We start from the raw sequence: 22593 nt of genomic DNA, 5'->3' as shown, positions 1-22593 counted from the left end.
TTTTACGCTCTCTTTGTTATTACATACACCTTAATAATATACACTTCTCATGTATCTAAAATTTAAATTTATCCATAAAAAACTCCTTTCGAAAAGTGAACAGTTTTTTATTTCAACTGTTTACTTTTTGAAAGGAGAGTGTCATTAAGTCAATACATTAACCTTTTTCTTTTTTAGTATAAATTTTTATTATTCTAGTTCTTTGATTTTTTGCTTTATAAATTTTAAATATTTTTTTGGAAATTCACCGTCAGGGTTATTTTCGAAAAATAAGATGTATTTATACAAACTAAGTTCATTTGGACTGAGTTCTATCGCTTTTTTAGCATGAAATAATCCTACTTCATAAGCACCTTCTATATGACATAAAGGAGCTGCCATTAAAACAGAAGAAATATAGTGTAAATTGCTAGATTCATTACGCTGTAAGATAAATGATACAAAAGTATATATCACTATACTTTCTGTATAAACACCTAAAGCTAAAATTAGATCTTTTAATTCCTCTTCACTTAAATCTTTTGTCAATTCCTCTGCTTGTTCAAACTCTAAGTCAAAAATTAATTTCTTTATTTTTTTTTCTAACCTATTTAAGTTTACATTTCTATTCATTATTTATTCACCCATCCGTTCGATACTACAATTTTCCCGTTAATTCTAATAAATATTACAGTTACTTTATGCTTACCAATTTTCAACACTCTTTTTCTAACATCTTTACTGTCTTTGTAAGCACTTTCCTTCCCTTTAGAGAGCACTTTAGACATTACTTTAGCTATAGATTTCCAATCATTATCATTCTTAACAACTTTATCCCAATCGTGTTTTTTTGCCAAAATGTGCGATATTTTTTTACTTTTTAAATTAGCAATAGGTTTAGCGATTTTATTAGGTGACTTCGCTACTTTTTTCCACGCCCATTTAATACCTGAACCTGCTTTTTTCGCTAACCATTTCCCTGCAGTGAATGCCATTCTTAGTCTAGCTTCACCATCTGCATCAATATGATTGACTGGATCATTGTCTGTGTAATTGTATTGGTTTTGTGATTCAGGAGAATCAATAGATCCTGCTTTAGGATCTAATGCCAAGAATACGCCATTCTCAGGATTATAATAACGAGCCAGCAAATAATAATTTTGAGATTCGTCATCGAAATAGTAACCAGCGTAACGAATCGGATTCTCTTCAGCAATTTTTCCTTGAATAGATAAGATATTCCCGTAAGCATCGTACTGATATGATCCTACTTCATTATCCAGTTCATCACGAATACTTAAAACATCTCCACGATAGTTTGTTAAAAATTGATAAGAATTTGTAGAGAACGTACCAGTGTCAGTTTTTGTTTTAGTAATCATACCAAGAGGTGTAGACTCGTTCCACTCATAATAACGATACTGTGAAATATCACTTCCCACTTTTATAACTTCAATTGATAATAAATTATCGTTATAAAAATACTGATGAGTCTTATTGCCAACTACTTTAGAAATTCGTTGTCCATCTTCATCATACGTATATTCTGCAGACAATTTACCATCTAAAGATTGCACCTTAATTAAATTTTGTTGTTCATCATAATTATATTGGTACTTTTCATCTTTGACTAAATTTCCATCTAAATCATATAAATAGGGAATATCATTCTTTTTAGTAATTTGATTTAAATTATTATAGACATAGTTATTCTCTTTATTTCCTAAATTTGCAGATAGTCTATTTCCAACAGCGTCATACATATAAGAATTGGTACGATCTTGTAATACTTCTTTTATTAATTGATCATTTAGATTGTACTCAAAAGAAGTAATTTTACCATTCATATTTTCTTTAGAGATGTTACCGCTTTTTGTATATTGATATTCTATATACAATGGTTTCTGTTTTTTCGAAGTATACTTTAACGATTTAATTAAATTTAATCCATAGGATTCCGTCTCTAATTTCAATAAATCTTCATTTAAAGTTACAGTAGAACTTACATTTAAAGAGTTTGTATCAATTTTATAATCATGTATGACATTATCAATTGTGTATCGAACTTGGTTTAAATCATCACTTTCCTCTTTAAAAGAGTTGCTTTGAGAAACGGTAAATTCTTTTCCAATAGATGAACTTACTTCTTTAACACGTTCAACATCGTCGTAATTATAATTTTGATTAAAAGCATCAAATGAATATGTTTGTAATAAGTTTTCCTGTTCAGAGAATAAATAATTTTTTAATAACAAATTATTTTTTAAAACTTTTATAATATTTCCGTTTCCATCATAGATGTACTTAAATGAATCTTTACCATTATTTACATATTCAATTTGTCCATCAACTGTATAAGAATAGCTGGTTTCTTTTTTAGAGGGCCATAATATTTTTTCAATATCACCGTTTATTCCGTATTCGTAGTTTATTTCAATAGTTGGCATCTTAACTGAAATTAGGTGATCATTCTTATCATATGTGTAAGTCTTTGAACGACCTAACGCATCTGTAACGACTTTCAAGTTTTTATTGTCATCGTATTGATAAGATGTTTTTTGACCCAATTTATTTTCAACCGATACTATAAGATGTGGATGTAATGGATCATATTCATAAGAATTTTCATGATTTTCAGCATCTATTTCTTTTAGTGTTTCACCATGAATTGAGTAAATGACGGAAGTAGTATTCAGTTGGTTATCTGTCAAACTTACTTTATTTTTAGTATCATCATATTCAGTTTTTTCAGTCGTTCCATTTGGATATTCTACTTTAGTTATTCTGCCAAAAACATCATATGAATAATTAGTTTCTTCATCTTTAATCTTAGATTTTGTTAACAGAGAGTCAGTGTATACATTATTCACAACTTCTCCATTAATGTCAGTCGATTTTATAATATTGTTATTTTCATCATAAACGTTAGAAATAGTACCTTCACTTGTAGTAATGTTTAAAACATTACCCTTACTATCATATGACTTTGTTTCATTTATTCCATTGGAAGACGTTTTCTTTATGACATTGTATTGATCATCGTATTGAAATAGTGTTTTCTCATCACTTTCTTCTCCTGGCGAAACTTTTTCAATGACTACATAATTGTTTCCATTACTATCTCTCTTATAAGTTGTTTCATTATCACTTTCATCTGTTACAGAGAATTCGTTATGAGATGAGTCAAAATTATAACTCTTCATGACAAAAGGATTAATTTCATCTTTTGGTTTTGATGAAAAAATTAACTTGTTAACATTGTACTCAAAAATTGTTTCACTGTTTTTAGGGTCAATGTATTTCTGAAGTTCTTTATTTGTATTGTATTGAAATTCTTCAGTAATTGTACGAGTCGTTTTTTCACTTCCAATTACAGTTTTAACAAGTAAATCATTTAAATAGTAAAACTTAGTCCAATGATCACCATGCTTCACTTGACTAACTCGATTATTCTCGTATTCAATCTTTATTTTATCCTCAGGTGCACTAGAATTTTCACGAGTTTCATAGACCTCAATTAATTGTTTCTTTTCATTTCTAATAAAATTAAGTTTATTCTGTAATTCATCCTCGTATGAGGATAATACATATTTTTTTAATAACTGATCTTCTTCAAAATATTTGATAAGACCTTCTTTAGTTTTCAATTTATATCGATTGTTTTCTTTTTGTAGTTCTTGATACGTACCTTTTGGAGATATTAACTTTCCATTAATATTTTTAAATATATGAATTGTTCCATCTTCATCTGAATAATGAACGTCGCCTCCAGTCACTTCTTCCAAACTTTCATTTCCAATAAATGTCCAACCTAATCCTAGAGAAGATGATTTAAAGGAACGAGAATTATATGTTCTTGTAAAATCATAATCTAATTTACTTTTTGAAATAAGTGATTCGTCTGTAAATTGTAATGCCATATTGCCAGTTGTTACATTAACATAAGAAGTTGCATTACCAAATTCAGTTTCATCGTATGAATAGAAGTCCTCGATACCTATTAAATCTTCATGAAGGTTAATAGAATTTTTAGCAGTTCCTGAAAGGTTACTCAGACCACGCTGACCAGATACTTTTCCTTCTTCTGATTCATAAGCCGTATCATCGTCATCGAAAAAGGCTACTACATTGGCTGTATACGTTTTACCTAACTCATATGCTGTTTTAGGTGTCGTAAAGGACGTTGTTCCTTTGACTTTGTACTTTTCAATCGACGTGCCATTATTCAATTGAACTTCATAATAATTTGCACCGACTGATGGCGACCATTTCATCGTTAAACTCGTTTTATTTTGAACAAGATTATCGTCGTTTGCTGTGATGCTTACATTTTTCGGAGCATATAGTTTCATATATCCGTAGTTAACATCTGATGAAGGAGAGTCACCCGCAGCTGACGTTGCGATGACACGTACACTATAACGACTTGAACTACTTCCATACGTAGCACTTGGATCGATTGGAAGTTCAGCACCTTTAGCGATGCTTGTAGCATCATCAAAGTTCACGTCATACAAATCTGTAACGCCCGCTTTAATCTGATCATCTGTTGGCCAGATTTTTTTGCCTTTCGTACTGATCGAAGTCGTATCTTTTCCTACAGTATAATTTTTATACACGGAACCGTTCCAAATTCGAACTTTATAACCTGTCGCGTTAGCTACTTTGTTCCATTTAACGTTTAGCCAGCCTCGACCTTTATTGATTGTGTCTGCTTCACTATACGTTCCTGTAGTTACCGTTGGTAAATCTGGTTCTCCAGCTGGGACAGGAATCTCTTTCGAGATAATAGTTGAAGATGGGCCGTCTCCCGTCGGGTAAACAGGGATAACGCGGAATTTATAAGCCTTCGCTGTCGTTGCACTCCCTAAATTAGCTGAGTAAAATGCTGACGGATCAACTGGTAGTTCGGTACCTGTACCATCGAGTTTATAACGAGACGAAGAAGTGAAGGGTGCTTTTGGGAAGATCTTTTTATCCTTCGATGTCCAACTAAGTCCGCTACCTGTGTAAACCGTCTCATATCGGTACCCATCAAACATTTGGAGTTTGTATGAAGAAGCACCAAAAACAGATTTCCAATTCACGTTGACGGATCCTGTTTTAGCAGTAGCATTGTCTAATTGAGCTGACATCGTCGGTGTTGGCATTTGATCATAGTGGTAAGAAATGACTAACTTCGGCTTATTTGCACTTTCCGATGCCGTAATCTTTTTCCAATACGTTTGTCCGTTACCATTTGTATGCAACTTAAAGCCCGTATTTGGTCGTTCTTCGGATACCCATGCCTGTAACGTACTCTTAACGTCAAGCTTTGCCCATTCGTCTCGACCAACTAACGTAGAAGAAATTTTAGTTGAAGACGGTTTGTTGTTCCAGTTGACTTCATTAATTGCCCATTTACTATTGGCTTCATCGACCCATAGTCCATTCTTCTGTGTCGCATAATAAGCATGCGTAACGTAGGCTTGAAGAGAAGCGGAGTCAATAACAGCACCTTTGAGTTCGTTTGCTACACTGAATTTGATGAAAGCGTAGTTCGTCCCAGATGTACTATCGTAGTATCCTGTCTGCAGTACATATTCACCTTGAACAGGATCCCATTTTTCATTGAAGTTTGTTGTTGGTGCCTTACTCGAAATATAGGCATCACCTAAAGCATCAATAGACACAGAAGGGTCAACGTAGATTGGATATTTCCGATCACTTGAAGCTAACCATTCTTTGTCAATATCTAAGATCAGGCTATAAGTACCATTCGTGTTTTCTTCAAGAAGATAACGTAATTGTTTAGAATATGTTCCTTCGCCTTTTCCTTCATTAATATTCGAGTCCATCATTTCAGGGGCAGGAAGAGTAAATACTGCTTCAGAGTCACCTGTTTTTTCAAGAAAATCGATGGACCCGTCTTGTTGTAGCACAGGCTTTAACTTTGTACGCAGTGTGTAAGAAAACTGATTAATTCCTGTGTATTTTTTAATGATCCAGTCTTCTTTAACCTCTTCGTTAAACGTGATATGACGAAGATCGACATCAGGATACACATCGGTATATTGAACCTTATTATTTTCTAATGAAGTTTTACTTAATAAATTAGGGTTTATTTTTTGTCCTTGTTTGGAGGCACCCGTCAATTCGAATTCGACTTGGTGAGGTCCTTTTTTAAATGTAAATCCGGTATCGTGTTGTAGGTTCTTAGGGAACTCGGCTACAAGCGACGTATTTTCCGTTGCAAGAATGTCTTTATCGGAAGGATCTGTCGATACGGTGTTATCGATTTCTTCAAATGTATCCTTAGTTTTAGCATGTACTGGTTCTGCATAAATTTCTTTATACAGTTTCCCTTGGTTATCTTTGAATGTTTTAGTAAATGCTGTGCGTGCTGCTTCAATTTCGTCCATTCCGTCAGTAGTGATAGCTTGATTCAATGAAACCTCTTTTTCTTTAGGATCATCTTGATTTGAATTTGCAAACACTAAGCTTGAAGGAACCGAACTAATCAGTAAAGTAGAGGCAATTAGTCCGCTAAAAAGCTTTTTAATATTCACCTATTTTTCATCTCCTATTTTGTAAAAATTGTAGTGGAAACGCCACCATTTGAAATAGTACCATGATAATTACAAATTAGAAATGATAATTCTATAAAATGTTAATTTTTTTATAAAAATTGTTTTTTATTTTTATCTTAATAATGTTTCAGAAAATTTAATTACATTATTTTAAATAATCAACCTAAATATTTGGAAAAAATATTAGTGTCTCTGAAAAATTGTTTAGAATATTTTGAAAGATGGATTAGCTTTTTAACACCGTCAGAAAAGATGATCGTAATGATTGGATAATAGTTAAATCTATTTAAAGAAATATACATGCGATCAATAAACTTAATACTTTAATATTTTTCAGTTATAAATGAACTACCCTCATCAAATACACTGCAATTTGATAATGTTTATTAATTAAGATTGATATGAAAATTGAGATGAGATCAATATAATTCACAGTTCTCAATTAAGCTGCGTATTTATGAGTAACAGGTTATTATAGTAAATTTTTAAAATCTTATTTACTTAACTTAAAAAGTAAGCCTTTTAATCATTTTTGATTAATCTAAAATTTGAAATGAGGATAATTTTTTACTTAAAAATGGAAGGCGATGTGAAGTTATTGAAAAAATTCATAGCAGGGTTAGCATTATTGTTTGCATCTGTTAGTTTGCCTGTTGATGCAAGTTTGAGCTTACCAACAATCAGCCAAATTAACGAAGAAATTAATAATACCTATGTAGTACGGGGAAATACGTTTTATTATTCAGATTATGACGGGACTAAGCTTTATGATCTAAACATTGGAACACTTCTTCGAGTAGACGACACTTATGACAAATTATTGGATGTTAGCTCAGACGAAGCATGGACCGTACAAAAAGAGTCTGAAGAAGATACACTCTCTATCCATAATCGTTTCGGTGAGCGTGTCTCTGATTTGTATCGCCTAAACTACAACGGTGTAGAGTATGATTTAGGTTATGACATCCAAGCAAAATTCTTACCAAATTCCTCAATACTGATTATTGCAACAAATGATAATCTCATATTTTACGATGTAAAAACGGATACCGTCTCTCTTATCCGTGGAATGGACACACACGGAACTTTAGCTGTCTCTAATCAATACATCATGATCGGAGATGATTCTTCTATACGGGTCATTGATCATAAAGGACAAACAGTAACCGAAATTCTACCTTCAGAATCAATGGTGTCGTATGATTTAACGCTAGCGAATGATCTCATTTATAATACAGTGAGTGGTCGAGTGTATCGGTATACAAAAGACCTCAACAAGGTATCCATGTCTTCACTAAAAACAACTGCTTCAATTGATTTAGATGAAAGTGGCTTATTTTTAGGGACAAGTGGTGGAGCACTCTATGATATGGAAACTTCTAAAAGAATCTTTACGAATATGATAGGGGGTTCAATCGGCTTTAATCAGAACACTTCGCGGATTCTTGCAGTAGGGGATTTTGTAAAAGTATACGATTCTAAAAATTTGAATAAGCGTACTGTTAAAGTAAGCGTCAATTCTAAGCTAAATTCACTGGTGGAGCGAACAGAAATAACACCGTCTATCATTTTAACTTCAAAAAATGGAACGAGTTCCACTATCATATCTCCTATTACATGGCGTACGGATAACTCTCAAGTCGTCTATTTTTCAAAAGGTAAATTAATCGCTAAATCACCTGGAAAAGCGACAATTAAAGCTACTTTTGAAGACTTCACGGCGACTTTATTAGTAACTGTAAAGAAGGATCCGCGACCAACGAATATCCAATGGCTAACTAGTCAAAAGAATACACTGAATCAACGAGGCAGCTTTTTAAACGCACCTTATAAAATGTATGATGCGTATTCTAAAGTCAAAGGACCGAATGGAAAACTTTATTACTATGGAAGTGTTTATACAAGTGGTGTGTTAAAAGATAAATGGCTTTACGGAACATATCGAAAAACCAAAACAGTTGATGAAATCATGCTTCCTTTAAGTCTCGAGAAAAGAACAGATATTACTGAAAAACAAATAATTAGTGTATTCGGAAAAGCTAATAAAACGTATAAAAAATCAGATGGCATGTCTTCTAAAGTGACACTTGGAAAAAAAGTTCTAGAGCAACACACTATAAAAAAGACGAGCTTTTATATTTTAAAGAAAAAGCATGCCTTAGAAGTTGTTTATGACAGTAAAGGATTTGCACGTTATATGCATCTCTTTGAATCTGAACCAGAATGATAAGAGTATTTTCTTATCTGGTCGAGGGAGAAAAGACTACATCTAAAGTGAAACGATTCAGATTTATTGTAAACAGTAAAGGGGTATCGCATCTATAGGGGGAAAAGGCGTGAGCAAAAAAGTGTATTTTATATCAGGTCCTGCAGGAGTAGGTAAATCAACTACTTCACTAGCTTTAGCTGAGGCATTACAGAAAAGTTCTTATATTTCTGGAGATACTATCAGCCATCTTCCAGTTTCAGGTCACGAAAAACCTTGGGAGTCTGAGGCAGCTAAAAAATTAACTTGGGAAAACATCAATGCATTAACAACTAATCTATTACATGCCAATTTTGAAGTCATAATAGATTAGATCATTTCTATAGAAGATATTAAAAAGTACGCATCAGAATTGATAACTTCGGGTGTCGAAGTAAGATTTGTAATTCTGTGGACAAATCATAACGTTAATTTAGAACGCGATATGGCTAGAGATGTAACTGAACAGATGGGGGACCGTGTTAACGTTTTAAGAGATGAGTTTTTATCCATAAAAAATCAACATAAATACTTCCTTGACTCTACCAATTTATCAGTAAACGAGGTCGTCGAATCAATACTACAAAATGACGCTTTTTGTCTGAGTTCACTAACTAAAGGATGAGGTTATTATGAGAATAGCAACATTTAATATTTGGAATAAGGACATTGAGTGGGAGAGTAGAATAAAAGCAATACGCAATGAAATTGAAAGAATAAATCCTGACATCATTGCTCTTCAAGAAGTGAGATCTACGATTAATTCAATAAATGAATTAAACGTTGCTCAGTATATTTGTGACGAGTTAGAGTCATATCAATGTGTTTTTAAAGAGTACCCAGCCTCTCCGGATGAAGGCTTAGCTTTTTTAAGCAAAATTCCAGTCACATCAATTAATACAACTTGGAATACAGATACACTTGAGTCTAATTACTGTGCTATTAGAATAACCATCAATCATGATAATGTTGATTATGGTATTACTAATGTTCATCTAAACTGGAGAACAGAAGAAATACGTCAACAACAAATTACGTTCGTCAATGATTGGATTTCAGCAAATCAGAACCCTTACGAAATACTTTGTGGTGACTTTAACGATCTTCCGTTCTCTAATACTTATGAGCATTTAATCAAAGATAGCTGGTACGATGTAGCACTGTTAGATGCTACAAAAAATGAAACAACTCCTCAATCGACTTTAGACTTCGAGAAGAACCGTTATCTAAAGGAAAATAAAGAATCACGAGAATCTGTACGCTATGATTGGATTTTCATGAAAAATGATAGCAATGTAGAAGCCTTACATATAGAATCAGTAGAAGTTTTTGGAAGTAAGTTAACGAAGCACGACATGGTTTTACCGAGCGATCACTATGGTGTATTGACAGAATTTAAATAGGAACTAGATTGTGGTGGAATTTAAGCCGTTTATATTATCATGAACCTTCGATTCCATAAACGATTATCAAGATATCGCCATGAAGAATCGCTCCAGCGAATAAGTAGCGAAAGGTCGCGATTTACAAGTAGTGTTGTCGAGCTTGAGAGCCTTTAAAGGGACGTTACGATCACGATCAGCAAGAAAGACCTGGGGAAAAGCACGTAGCCGCCTAAGAACCCTTAAAACAGCAATAGGACGAAAAAAAAGAAATAAGAAAAATGTCCTTCCAAGCTGGAGGGCGTTTTGTTTAGTGACGAGTGACACCTTGATAGAGTCCGTAGATCCAAATATCGTGCCGTTCCTGCTCTTGCGATCCATTCATAAAAGTCTCGATTGCAGGACCGAACGCTGGGTTATGCTTCATAGATAAAAGCAGTGAATTTCACATCTGTATCATATGACCTAACCAATAGGTTAGAACTTAAAGATGTGGTACTTATTCTTTTTTCTTACTTGATCGAATGCGATGACCTTCGCAGCGTGTATCTTATTCATTTGTAGAGACTCCAATTGAACGACAAATCGTATGTCTGAACGTCATCTATAAGTCTCTAGATGACGGAGGTTCCTGATATTTTATCTACTGACTATACATGCATGAGAAGGGGAGCTTGCTCATTTTCGTCTAGAACTAACAATGCCCCCTGTTTGATGAGTGGGGCTGTAGGATTTACTACGAAATACCGCTTTGTCTCATTCGATCTTGCACCCTACTCCTCATGCATGACTTCCCTCTTCCTTTTACGTACCTCCCTTCTTACCTACACGCGAATCGAAACGAAACGAAACTTTCCCTTCTATATCTCTCTGTTCATCTACAATCATTGTATCAATTCACTCTATTTTCCATTTGTCTCATTATCATAAGAATACTTATCAAAATGAGACAAAACACGTAATCGCTACTAGTAGTCTCCCGATAAGCGCGCATCCTTCTACATATCCAGCGATCGTCACTCCCCTCACCGATCGTTGTGATAATTGCATTATGTTAACTAATATTCTATTTTAATTTACTTGTGATAATTAGGTATTATCACAAGTAGTTGTTTGTTATAATAATTATAGATATAATATGTAATACAATAAAAAATAGACAACTTCGCTATATATACATTTGTATATCAATCATAATATGATGTAATACAAAAATAATCGATAAATCATGTATCAATCGAACAAAAAAGTCTTCAAAAGAGGAAGCGATGAAAAAATAGACTGGAGGATGGATTATGAACGAAGAACTAACAAAAGAAATAACAAATGAAGTTGTGATCAGAGAAGAAGCAGCACTCGCATTTACTGATAGCCGCGAAAAGTTACTCGCGGTGCTTGAGGACGATCACTTAAATATGGAAGCGCTAAGCGATCTCGAGATTTTCGAACTATTTTGGGCAACGGAGTTATTTCCGATTTATAGCCAAAAAAGCCCGCATACCAAGCGGGCTTACAAGCAAGATCTCGATTATATTTTGCGGTTCTTTGTCACCAAGACGCAGGGTGTGAAGCAGCTGACGATCCTCAATCTGCATGAGTACTTAAAAGAGGTCCATGACCAGTATGCCCCCCGGACCGTTAAGCGACGAAATGCTATGTTGCGACGTTTCCTACGCTTCCTGCATGTCAATGACTACCACGTGCGCGACCTGTCAGTGCAAGTGAAGGACCAGATGAAGCCAGAGCCGCTCCGTCGCGAGATCGACTTCGACGAGATGGAGGCGATCGCCCTCGCCTTCCGCCACACCGTGAAGCAAAAAAAGAACCGCGAGCTGCTGCAACTGCGGAACGAAACAATAGGGTATCTATTATTAACTACAGGGATGCGTGCTTCTGAGCTATTATCACTTCAATTCAGTCATGTTCATGAAACACCAACAATGAATTATATAGAACTCAAAGGAAAACGCGATAGATGGAGACGTATCCCTTTGTCAAAAAAATCGCTTCATCTGATTCAACGATTAAATACGTTAATGCGAATCGAAGACTTCAAAAACCCTCATATTTGTTTTAATATTCGGTCAAAAGATAAATCTATTTCATACGAAGCATTAAGATTAATCGCACAGTCTGTACCACTACAACAAAATTCAAAAGCCCATTCACCACACTGGTTCAGACGCTCATTTATAACAAAATTGTTAACCGAAGGTATCCCATTATATCAGGTCATGAAAGTGTCAGGTCATGAATCTATACAAACTACTAACAAATATCTTCAAGATCTAAAAAACGAAACTATTATAATACCTTTTAATTAGTACTAACTTTTTTTATTTTTTGTAACTTGATAATGATACTAGCTCATAGGATGTAATTAAAGTAAGCAAACATGAATTCAATGAAACAAAAATTATATACATTCCAAAAAACATGTAATCTAAGATTTAATAAAAATAATCATGTATGTTGTGACAAACTGCTTGCAAGTAAAAAAATTGTTTTAATAAAAAAAAAAGATATAATAATTTATAGATGATTTAATTACTAAAAATCCCAAAGGAGGATTTTCTTTGAATGACACTACAATTGATTTAATAAAAAGTTGTCGAAAACATGATGACCTTTATTATTTGCAAACTGATTTTGAACAAATCCCACTAAAAGAAGATGATTTTAAAATTCATGAGTTATTATTTGAAGTAAATGATTTAGTATTCATAAGATTTATTAAAGCTAGTTTATTAGAAAATCATTTTGATGAAAAAGACGAAGAAGGTCAATATATTATCAATAAATTCTTTTTTCTTCCCTGGAATAAAGAAAAAGAATTACTAAATACGCTTCAAAAGAAGGATAAGCGCGGGGTGTATTCTTTTGCTGAGGATCTATTAGATTATTATTCAGATGATATGTTCCAAACAAGAGACTCTGTAGAAACTTATCAAAATCATAGATATAGAGAACAAATGATTAGTTTAGACGAAAGAAAAAATCATGGTACTTCAATGTATATCTTATATAATAGAGATAAAGTTCAGAAAGCAGACAGTAATAGCTACTCGCCTAAAAATATGCTAACTTTTGGAGACATTGATTCTTTAGATACTGTAAATAGAAAGGAAATGCTAATTTACTGCGGCTTATCAATTTGTAATTTGATTTCATTAAAAAACCATTTAATCTCTCTAGGAAAACTTCGTAAAAATCAAGGGATAGTTGAGGGCGGAGATAATATCTATTATAATGATCCACCAAACTCACACTATAATTTTTACAAGCAATGCGAAGATATTAATGGTGTTAGCTATTCAAATATCTCATCTCAATTTAATTTATTAGATAATTTTATCACTTTAAATAGAAGCCAGTTTAAACAAAGAAGAAAAAACTCAAGAAGAAGAAGTTAAGAAAGGAGGAATTTAAAAATGAAAGAAATTAAGTATTCTATTTCAAATGATATAATATATGAATTCAATATATTACAAGATAAAATTTTGAAAAACAAAATTGTTTATCTAGAATTAATGTTTCCCATATTATTTTCCTATGAAGAAAATGATGAAATATACTTATCATATGTGATAGACCATGACGAACACGAAAAGAAGCTTAATGTTATAACTACTCAAATCGAAGACTATTCAAAAATTGAAAAAATGATTAAAGCCAATTTATCGGTTTTTGATTTATTCGACGAAGAGTACAATCATAATGTCAATCTTTTTAGTTTCAACAACAAAAAATATATTTCTAACAAGATAAAATTAGGAGACCCTTGTGATAGTTATTTATCACTGCCTGATTATCACAAAATGGATTTAATAATTGAAGACTTATTGCCTGAAGATGATTTTTATTTCTCACCTTTACTTCCGAACAAATGTAGTTTAACTAACATTGCAAATGAACTTTTTTTAATAAAAAAGAAACATCTTATAGAAAAAGAATACGAGATTTTAAAACTCAATAATTCTATTGACACTTATATTTCTTCCACAATAAAAGATATTAACCAAGTAATTAAATCAAATTTTGATAATTTATTGGAATTTAGTGCGAATGATTTTAAACAATTTAAATCATATACAAAATATAATAGAAAAGTAGGTAATACAAATGAGTACTATAACTACAAACTTAAATAAATTTGTTATATCCAATATTAATTATCAATTTAGAAATGATGTTTCTGATATAAAAAAACTTATTCCTGATATTTCACATGAAGATTTAGAAGAACATGATTTTAATTCAAAAGTTATTCAAGATAACTCTATTAAGCTAGCTACTCACAGAGACCTTGATGAGTTATTTGTTGAATTAGATATTAGAGTAAAAGAAGAAATCGATTTGAGTGATTTTACAAGAGAAGAACTTAGTTTTATTGTAAAATCTATTGATTTATCTGTTAGATTTTACTTTGATATCAATCTAGATGAGAATTTAAAGTCATATGAGAAAAATGAAGAATTCATTGAATTTGTTAGGGAAACTATAATGGAAAAAGTAGTAGATATATCAATTAATCAATCAATCGATATTATTAAAAGATTATCTTCTTTAGATCATAGTGAAGTTTTAGAATTATCTTTCCCAAAATCTAAATATGAAAATGTAAATTATCTAATTGAACCAAGTAGTAAATAATTTTTCTGATGGAGTTTGTTTAAGTATGTACAATACTGATTAAAGAAAACCTTATGTGTAATTATTAATTATTCAGTTAGATTATTTTCTTAATCCACCATCAATCTGAGCTAGCATTTAATCAATAATTTATTATGAATATACTGTTAATTTTTACATAGTAACTTGACTCTATACGAAGTTGCTATTGAAGGATTTTGGTACTTTCTGTCATGTGCGTACTTATTACAATTCGTCAAACTAAAAAAACCAACCATAATAAATTAACTCACCTATTATAAAGAACATATAAAGACATTTGATCAGGCTACTCTGCATCATATTTTATTGATGTAAAGTAGCCTTTTGGGACATTACTTTTATTTGTAGTAGTTTATTGTGGTGCTTCTCTTTTTATAAAGTGTCGTTTTAACTTGGTAAAGGTGTAACACACTAAGGAGGAGATGTTTCGATGAAGGAAGCAGCAAAGTACTCTTTATTAATGATCTTAATGGTGATAGGTCTTGTGTTATGCGACGTAATTGTTTACTCGGGTAGCGAATTGATTATCGCTTGGGGTGGCTTAGAAGATTTTTTTAAAGTCATTGTCTGTCCTGTGCTCATTATCTTGATTTTAGGATAACGGACAAAGATAATACTGCGTGAGAGGATCTATCTTCTCACGGAATCTTGAAATTGTGACCAGTGTGTCGCAGCAATCGGATGAGTTAATATTTAAATTTAACTATGATATCAGTTTTCACTGCTATTAATTCATTCGATCATCTCTCTCGTGTGTGGGTCATACTCATTAACAGTCATGTTCAGGAGTATGACTTTTTTATATTTTTTACAAGAATTGCACTTCTCTTATGATTCATAAAAACAAGAATAATCCACCTTTATTTCTTGAACCACAGATAGACAACTTAATATGGAACAACAATTTAATTAAATTTCTGTATTGAAAATATTTAAAGATAAATATCTAATTAGTGAGTAACCCATGTAAAAAACCTCACTTCAATCACGAAATGTGAACTGTCCCATAAAAGTTGGACATAACAATCCAACTTTTATGGGGTATTTTTTATGGTCAAATATACGAAGGCATTTAAAGTCCAGATTGCTTAGCGTTATCTAACGGGATGAGACGGATACCGAAGTGTGGTGAAAGAATTCGGGATAGCGCGTGACCTGATCTGTGAGTGGTCACGTCTCTATGAGCGTTGGGGGGTAACGATCTTCGATCCTTTCTATACAACATACTCGCCGGCATTTAAACTGGAGGTATTAAACGATATGGCGATCGAGGTATGAACGGGAAGGGACCGCAAGTCTGTTCGTCAAAACGAAAGGACGTACCCCAATGGCTAGAAGCAAGAAGAAGGATTTTGAAGAGATGACAGAAGTCGAGAAGCTCAAAGAGCGGATCGAGTATCTCGAGATGGAGAACGCTGCGTAAAAAAATTGAAAGCCTTGGTTCAAGAAGAGAATGCGCGACGAATTGCGATCAATCTATCCCGTTCCGCGACTCCTCCGCGTGCTCGGTATGGCACGAAGCGTTTATTACTATTGGCGGACGCGCCTGACGGGCGAAACAAGTATGCGGGAGTGAAGACAGCCATCCATGCCCTCTTCCACGAACACGAGGGACGATGTGGCTATCGTCGCATCCACGCACTTCTCGAACGCCAGGGCTTCCGGCACGATCCGAAGACCGTGCGCCGTCTTATGAACGAGCTCGGTCTCAAATGTCTCGTCCGCATGAAGCGATACCGCTCCTATAAAGGACGGGTCGGAAAGGTCGCACCGAATCTTCTTCAACGTGACTTCAAGGCAACCGGTCTGAACCAGAAATGGGTGACTGACGTCACTGAATTTCACCTGTTCGGGGAGAAGATCTACCTCTCGCCGATGATGGACTTGGGAAACCGTGAAATCATTGCCTATACCCTATCGGACCGCCCTACATATCGATTCGTTGGCGAAATGTTGGACCAGGCAATCGGGAAGCACGACCGATTCTGCATTCCGACCAAGGTTGGCATTATCAGTATCGAACGGTCGTCGGTACGCTCCACGAGCACGGCATTAAGCAAAGTATATCCTGTAAGGACAACTGCCTCGACAGCGCAGCCATCGAAAGCTTTTTCGCCATGCTCAAATCAGGGCTCCTGTATCTCAAGGAATACAATGACATGGACCACTTCAAATGTGAGCTCGAACATTACATCGAATTCTATAATCATCATCGTATCAAGAGACGACCAAAAAAAACTGAACCTTGAATGGTAAACATTTGATAAAAAAGCTAGAAGCTCTCGAAAGAGAGGCGAAGTACCGAAACTAACGGTATCTGAGCCCTATCAGGTAATTAATACTGTTTTACTGAAACAATCATTAAGTCGGTTCGATCAGGAGGAGCCTGGTAAGATATTCGTCACAGACATCACTTATCTCCGTATAGGATCTGACCCAACTGTTTATATCTCTTGTGTGAAGGATGTTGCTACTCGTGAAATTATGACACATCATGTATCTACAAACCTCCATATGGAACTCGTCCTTCATACAACGAATAAATTCATAGAAAGACTTGAAGAGAATATACACTCGGAATCCATGATACATTCCGATCAAGGATTCCATTATAAGCATCCTGTTTATCAAACACACAACCGTGAGATGAAAATGCTTCAATCCATGATCATGCCCCGATAGAATCGTTCTTTAGGCACTTAAAAAATTATGTCGATTATAAATTAGCATCTGACCCCGATGAGGTCAGTGTCATGGTCGATGCTTACATTAATTATTACTATTGCGAACGAAGACAATGGAAAATACAAAAGATGACTCCGATACAATACCGAAGCCATCTTATAGCAGCTTAAAGTGTTAAAGGTGCTTTTATTAAAGTCTCCAAACTCTAGGGCTCAGCTCAAGGCTACATAAACCAGTTAACTTAACTATTATGTCAATTTGTAACAATTTTCCAACCTAGATTTTCCATTCAATAAAATATCTTCAAACTCATCAAGCTTTAGTCTTTCTAATATTTGAATTGATTCATTAAATCCTAATTTAAATGTTCCGATATCTGAATAGTTAACGTCAACATGATGTAACGGATGATCTTCTTTTTCATTTATTAAATCATAATCGTATCTAATGTAACAAGGTTCAAATGTCATTAAAAACTTAATTACTGACCATAAATCTGATTCCATCTCTTTCGAAATATTAAACTCTCTTAGTAAATCATCATACATGTAAATAAAATCTACTATATCGTGATTATCTTCATTAAGATCTGAAAACCATTTATTTTTACACAAAGTTGACAAGATTTCTAACACATATAGGTCAATAACTATTTCTCTGTTATTAAGAAAGAAATATGTTTGTTCACCTTTTATTGAAATATTAAACGGAAATATAATAGAGAAATGTTTTAAAACCTTATTTTCTTCATCCTGAATAGTAAAATACATTCTTCTCGTCGATCCCTTATCTCTAATAGCAAAACTTCCTATTCCTGTGTCTACAGGATTCAGGTCAGTTAAAATTACTTTTAAAGTAACAACCAGTATATGGATGACTTGAGCTTTACTCTTTAATCTTGATCGAACCATTTTATCTAAATTTTCGAAATTACTAATTATATACGAGTTTTTAAGCATTTTAAGCCTCCAACATAGATTTTACTAAATTTTCCAAAGTTTCATATTTTGTAGTTGGGGTGTTTAACATGCTTATTGCTGCTTGAATACGATTTTGGTCATTAAATTCTAAATTCAATTTTTCAAAAATTTCATGTAAAACTTCATACTGCGATTTCTTAGGTTGTTTAATTTCCCTTAGTAATCTTCTTTGTAGTGCCTTTTCATTTTCCGTCGGTTCAATAGTATTAATTGCATCCGTATTTTGTATCGTTTCTAATCCCGTTTTAAAAATATCTATAATTTCTAGATTATTTATTTCTTGAACCACTAGATAAGATGTTAAGAAGGATCTTGTTAAAGACATATAAAAGGTATTTCTTTCCGCAAAATTCCTTGTAATTTGATGATTAGCTACACAAATTACAAAAGGAAATTCTAGCCCTTTAATATTGTTTTTATTGGAAATAGTAATTTTTCCTTTTTCTACTCTTTTATCCTTGTAAGTAACACTTGAGTTCCAGTTAAAGTTCTCAAAAATACGTGCTTGTACATAAGTTATAAAATCATAGTCATTTTGTGATAATTTATTATTTGTAAAAATAATAGCTATGTCATCCGGAATAACATCATTATGTATTTCTACAATTTCTTTAATTACATTAAGAATGCTTTCCAAAATATCCGTTGTTGGTATTATTTTTGTACATTCCAAACCATCCATATCCATTTCTTGGAATCGAAGAACTTTTTCTCTGGTCAAATTGTAATTTCGACCATTATTATTTACTAAATATCCGCATGCATCCCACCCACTTTTTTCCAACCAATTAATAGTAGGATTTTCAAATAACCCCATCCCAACAGCGTGAGCAAACATTAAATTTTTAGGATGTGTCCTGTACACTTTATTTAATGAAAAGTCCGGTTCAGATGCTAATTCTTGCATTTCAAAAATATCTTGAAATATATCTCCCGCTAAGTATACCGTTTTAGATGTAACCATTTTACACAATTCAATAAACTCATCAGGAAAATCTTGAGCTTCATCAATTAAAATATAGTCAAAATAAGGATTGATTTCTTCACCATTTTCTATCATCTCTTTTAAAAAACTTAAACTTTGTTGACACGCACGCTGAAATTTACCTTCTCTTACATCCTTTACATTAAAAAATGGTAAGCCATAAATATTACATATTAATCCGTAGAGTCCTAAATTATTTTTATTATTTAATGATCCCCATCCATGAAACACCCATAGACGTTCATTCCACTTAATTTGCTCATCTACTTTCATAAAATCAAAGAATTCCGGAACACGTGACTTCAATTTATTTGCAAGCGTAATATTATGACAAGTGAAGGCTATTTTATTTGTATCATTTTCTGTATATAGCTCTTTTAACCTATGTAACAACAGTTCAGTTTTTCCCGTACCAGCCAAACCTTGAATTTTAACAATATCCTGATTTAATTCTTCATAGATAAACCTTGTTTGATCTCCATCAAATAATACAATTTTTTGCCTAATTTTCTGCAACAAAGTCTCTGGTACAGTTTTTCCAACTGCATCAATATCATTAATACTACCTGTAATTAACGATATTATTAAATCAATCACTCGTTTTTCTTCAGGTTGGATGTATTTCTTCGAGTCAAAAAAATGTGATATCTTTTCTGTTGTATCTATATTTTGTATTTCACTAAAATTATATTTTTTAAAGTATTTTTCCCATCTATTTGATCTTCCTATTACACTATTATATTTAAACTTTTTAGCAGTAAAGCCTATATCCTGTATTAAATATTCGAATATTTCTTCAACTTCATCAGTGTCTTTATTATTATTCAAACTAATAAGACTAATAGTATGAGAAGGGCTTAGTAAAATCATAATATTACTTGTATCATAATCTGTTTCTTTTTCCATTACTGGCTTGTCTAATACATAAATTTGAAATTGATTTTCTACTGAATATTTATTTATACGATTTATAAAAATATCAACTTCCGAATTACTTTTGTCTAAATTTTTATAAAAAAAACTACTGTTTCTGATCACAAATCATTTCTCCTTCATCCAACATTATAAAAAATCACTATATTATCCCTATTAAATAAGATTATATTTCAACATTATTTTATAGTATTGAATAGATAATTACGAAAATTTAAATCTCCACTTAACTTTATATGAGTTTATACAAAAAATTATTAAATTTAGATTTTTTGTATAAAGTTACTTTAATAATACTTATTAATTGATTTTCATCCAAGTACTTTTTAGCGCTTTGTATATACTATATTAATTTTTTTGATTTACACTCTTTGTCTGCTTTTAAATATATCGTCTAATCTTTTTTCTTAGATAATTTTTAAACTAGTAAAATTTTCTTCTATTTCTATCGAGCCGCATCATTTCAAAACTCATATGGCTACTAATTTTCATTTGAAATTACGAAGTTAAAAAATTACGATGAAACATGTTACGATACACCGAATAGCTTGGGTTCTCACAAGATTGTTAAAACTGTTAGCTAATTAATCTTAAAGAAAATTGGCTTGATTCCATCATAAGAATAGCCTCTCTATTAAAGTTAAAGTCACTAATTTTTACGTCTTTTTATATTATTTTTTCTCATAGAAAGTGCATTCATATCATAGGTCGATGCTTCCCGGTATTTCATCAAGGTCACTAAGTTCTAGCTTACTCGTTCCTTCGTCAGATGTTCAAGACTTAGGAGTTGTCTTGTTGCCATATATGGATTGGAAAACGTACTCGATATCGTGGAGACTAATCCAATATGATCCGCCACTTGAGAAATAACAGTTAAATTGATCAAAGGATCCAACCAAAAAGCAGGTAAATCAGTTGCATTATTAGCCGGAAAGGAATGATTATCCGCAAAAAATACTTCATTCAAACATCTAGCTGCCGCTATCTGAGCCAAACGCTAATAATAGCGGCTCTCTCCGATCTCTTTAATCGCGGAATCAGCCATTAACCATGTGGCTTGGGGATGACCACATTCATATAATAAAACGCCGATATTAACTGATTTCTATTCGTCATCTTCTGTTCACGAATCCCTTCTCTTACAAGCTGAGAATCTTTTAAAACGCCCGCTTCAATTCATCGTTAATCCACCATTGACCGTTACGTTTTGACCGTTAAACCCAGACGCTGCTTCTGATGCCATAAAGGCAACCATTTGTGCTACTTCTTCTGGGGTAGTCACTTTTTTCAACAGTTTCGATTGATCAATTAAATCGAATACTTCAGCGGTTGTCACAGCACTAGCATCCGTAAGTTTCAACAATCCGCCGGAGACGACATTCACGTTTATACCGTATTGACCTAGTTCTGCGACCAGGTTGCGTGTAAAACTAATTAGACCTGCTTTTTGCTGTTAAGTATTCATGATGAGGAACTACTGGGTTTTGATAGAGGTTTGTTCTAATGCTAATGATACTACCGTTATGTCGTTCCATAATTGTGGAAGAAAATTTTAAATGATGTGAAGCGCCGTTTTTAACGTTGCATCCAATTGTTTCTAGTAGTCCTCCTATTGCAAATCGATGAAAGATTTTTGAGAAACTGGATCAAATTTGAATTCTACTAATGCATCATTAATAACAACATTGATTTGACCATAATGTGCTGTTGCGGATTGCATCATGCTCTCAATATCTTCCCGCTTCATGACATCTGCATACAAGGCAAGTGCATTCTCTACTCCTAGTTCGCTCACACGCCTTTGTGCCGCATCTTTGCTTTTAAAGTAATTAATCATCATTTAAATCCATTTTCACTAACATCCTTGCAATCGTCGCCCTAGAGTCTTGACTACTTCCCGTCATTAACACTGTTCTGGTCATTCCTGTCCGCTACCCTATCAATTTTTGCAACTTAATAGTGAAGTAGTAAACAAAAAACGCAACTCTCTAAATGGAAAGTTGTGCACGTCTAAACAATCACATAGCAAAGAGCGACATTATTGTCTCTGTTTGTTCATTAGGGTTTACACTTCTCTACGCTAGTACTACCTAGTTCAGGTACAAAGGGTTTGAGTCGCTCCTCATCTCAGTTTAATAACACCCCTAGTGATTCTATTTAA

The 22593-nt window shown here is 33.2% G+C and carries 14 protein-coding genes, 3 pseudogenes and 1 riboswitch; of the genes and pseudogenes, 12 read left to right on the top strand and 5 right to left on the bottom strand.

The genetic code is table 11. The features are described 5' to 3' along the window. Positions 1–189: 189 nt before the first annotated feature. Together MKY22_RS16370 and MKY22_RS16365 are read right to left on the bottom strand one after the other, a co-directional pair. On the bottom strand, positions 190–612 hold the full coding sequence (locus tag MKY22_RS16370) for a hypothetical protein (protein WP_341090308.1): 423 nt from the start codon (positions 610–612) through the stop codon (positions 190–192). Further along, complete coding sequence (locus MKY22_RS16365) at positions 612–6527, bottom strand: DNRLRE domain-containing protein (RefSeq protein ID WP_341090306.1); 5916 nt, start codon at positions 6525–6527, stop codon at positions 612–614. Before MKY22_RS16365 ends, MKY22_RS16370 begins: the two co-directional genes overlap by 1 nt. A gap of 553 nt (positions 6528–7080) precedes the next feature. Between MKY22_RS16365 and MKY22_RS16360 the strand changes: the two genes are divergently transcribed. The 12 genes and pseudogenes from MKY22_RS16360 to MKY22_RS17400 all read left to right on the top strand — a co-directional run bounded on the left by MKY22_RS16360 (position 7081) and on the right by MKY22_RS17400 (position 17704). Beyond that, entirely contained in the window at positions 7081–8775 is a 1695-nt protein-coding gene (locus MKY22_RS16360; RefSeq protein WP_341090304.1) for a hypothetical protein, read from the top strand. A gap of 109 nt (positions 8776–8884) precedes the next feature. Then, positions 8885–9127: an AAA family ATPase gene (locus MKY22_RS16355; RefSeq protein ID WP_341090301.1), complete on the top strand. Its 243-nt coding sequence runs from the start codon at positions 8885–8887 to the stop codon at positions 9125–9127. A gap of 298 nt (positions 9128–9425) precedes the next feature. Then, positions 9426–10196, top strand: coding sequence for an endonuclease/exonuclease/phosphatase family protein (locus MKY22_RS16350; RefSeq protein ID WP_341090298.1), 771 nt, complete (start codon positions 9426–9428; stop codon positions 10194–10196). A gap of 1274 nt (positions 10197–11470) precedes the next feature. After that, positions 11471–12499: a tyrosine-type recombinase/integrase gene (locus tag MKY22_RS16345; RefSeq protein ID WP_341090296.1), complete on the top strand. Its 1029-nt coding sequence runs from the start codon at positions 11471–11473 to the stop codon at positions 12497–12499. Positions 12500–12751: 252 nt separating this feature from the next. Continuing rightward, the gene (locus MKY22_RS16340) at positions 12752–13588 is read left to right on the top strand and encodes a hypothetical protein (RefSeq protein WP_341090292.1); all 837 of its coding nucleotides are present in this window, start codon (positions 12752–12754) and stop codon (positions 13586–13588) included. 18 nt (positions 13589–13606) lie between these two features. After that, positions 13607–14326, top strand: a complete 720-nt coding sequence (locus tag MKY22_RS16335) for a hypothetical protein (protein ID WP_341090287.1) — start codon at positions 13607–13609, stop codon at positions 14324–14326. Next, the gene (locus MKY22_RS16330) at positions 14298–14828 is read left to right on the top strand and encodes a hypothetical protein (RefSeq protein ID WP_341090284.1); all 531 of its coding nucleotides are present in this window, start codon (positions 14298–14300) and stop codon (positions 14826–14828) included. The genes MKY22_RS16335 and MKY22_RS16330 overlap by 29 nt, the downstream gene beginning before the upstream one ends. A gap of 451 nt (positions 14829–15279) precedes the next feature. Then, the gene (locus MKY22_RS16325; protein WP_341090281.1) at positions 15280–15450 is read left to right on the top strand and encodes a hypothetical protein; all 171 of its coding nucleotides are present in this window, start codon (positions 15280–15282) and stop codon (positions 15448–15450) included. Positions 15451–16421: 971 nt separating this feature from the next. Next, a pseudogene (locus tag MKY22_RS17415) lies at positions 16422–16523 on the top strand (IS3 family transposase); the annotation flags it as partial. 57 nt (positions 16524–16580) lie between these two features. Further along, positions 16581–17098, top strand: a pseudogene (locus tag MKY22_RS17410) (IS3 family transposase); the annotation flags it as partial. A gap of 85 nt (positions 17099–17183) precedes the next feature. Beyond that, on the top strand, positions 17184–17531 hold the full coding sequence (locus MKY22_RS17405) for a DDE-type integrase/transposase/recombinase (RefSeq protein WP_445298387.1): 348 nt from the start codon (positions 17184–17186) through the stop codon (positions 17529–17531). Beyond that, positions 17510–17704 carry an IS3 family transposase gene (locus MKY22_RS17400; protein ID WP_445298386.1) on the top strand — a complete coding sequence of 65 codons (195 nt, stop codon included), beginning with the start codon at positions 17510–17512 and terminating at the stop codon, positions 17702–17704. Before MKY22_RS17405 ends, MKY22_RS17400 begins: the two co-directional genes overlap by 22 nt. Before the next feature lie 78 nt (positions 17705–17782). Here the strand turns inward: MKY22_RS17400 and MKY22_RS16315 are convergent, their stop codons facing one another. The 3 genes and pseudogenes from MKY22_RS16315 to MKY22_RS16300 all read right to left on the bottom strand — a co-directional run bounded on the left by MKY22_RS16315 (position 17783) and on the right by MKY22_RS16300 (position 22354). After that, positions 17783–18493 (bottom strand): hypothetical protein, encoded by a 711-nt coding sequence (locus MKY22_RS16315; protein ID WP_341090277.1) that lies wholly within the window; start codon positions 18491–18493, stop codon positions 17783–17785. Between the two features lies 1 nt (position 18494). Then, positions 18495–20537 (bottom strand): DEAD/DEAH box helicase, encoded by a 2043-nt coding sequence (locus MKY22_RS16310; protein ID WP_341090274.1) that lies wholly within the window; start codon positions 20535–20537, stop codon positions 18495–18497. A gap of 1066 nt (positions 20538–21603) precedes the next feature. Beyond that, positions 21604–22354 (bottom strand): annotated as a pseudogene (locus MKY22_RS16300) (3-oxoacyl-ACP reductase). A 133-nt stretch (positions 22355–22487) separates the two neighbouring features. Continuing rightward, a riboswitch (TPP riboswitch) is annotated at positions 22488–22588 on the bottom strand. Positions 22589–22593: the final 5 nt, after the last annotated feature.

The sequence above is a fragment of the Exiguobacterium sp. FSL W8-0210 genome, from assembly GCF_038006045.1.
Classification (GTDB): Bacteria; Bacillota; Bacilli; order Exiguobacteriales; family Exiguobacteriaceae; genus Exiguobacterium_A.
Note: the sequence above shows the minus strand (reverse complement) of the source record. Positions and strands in the feature narration are given on the sequence as shown.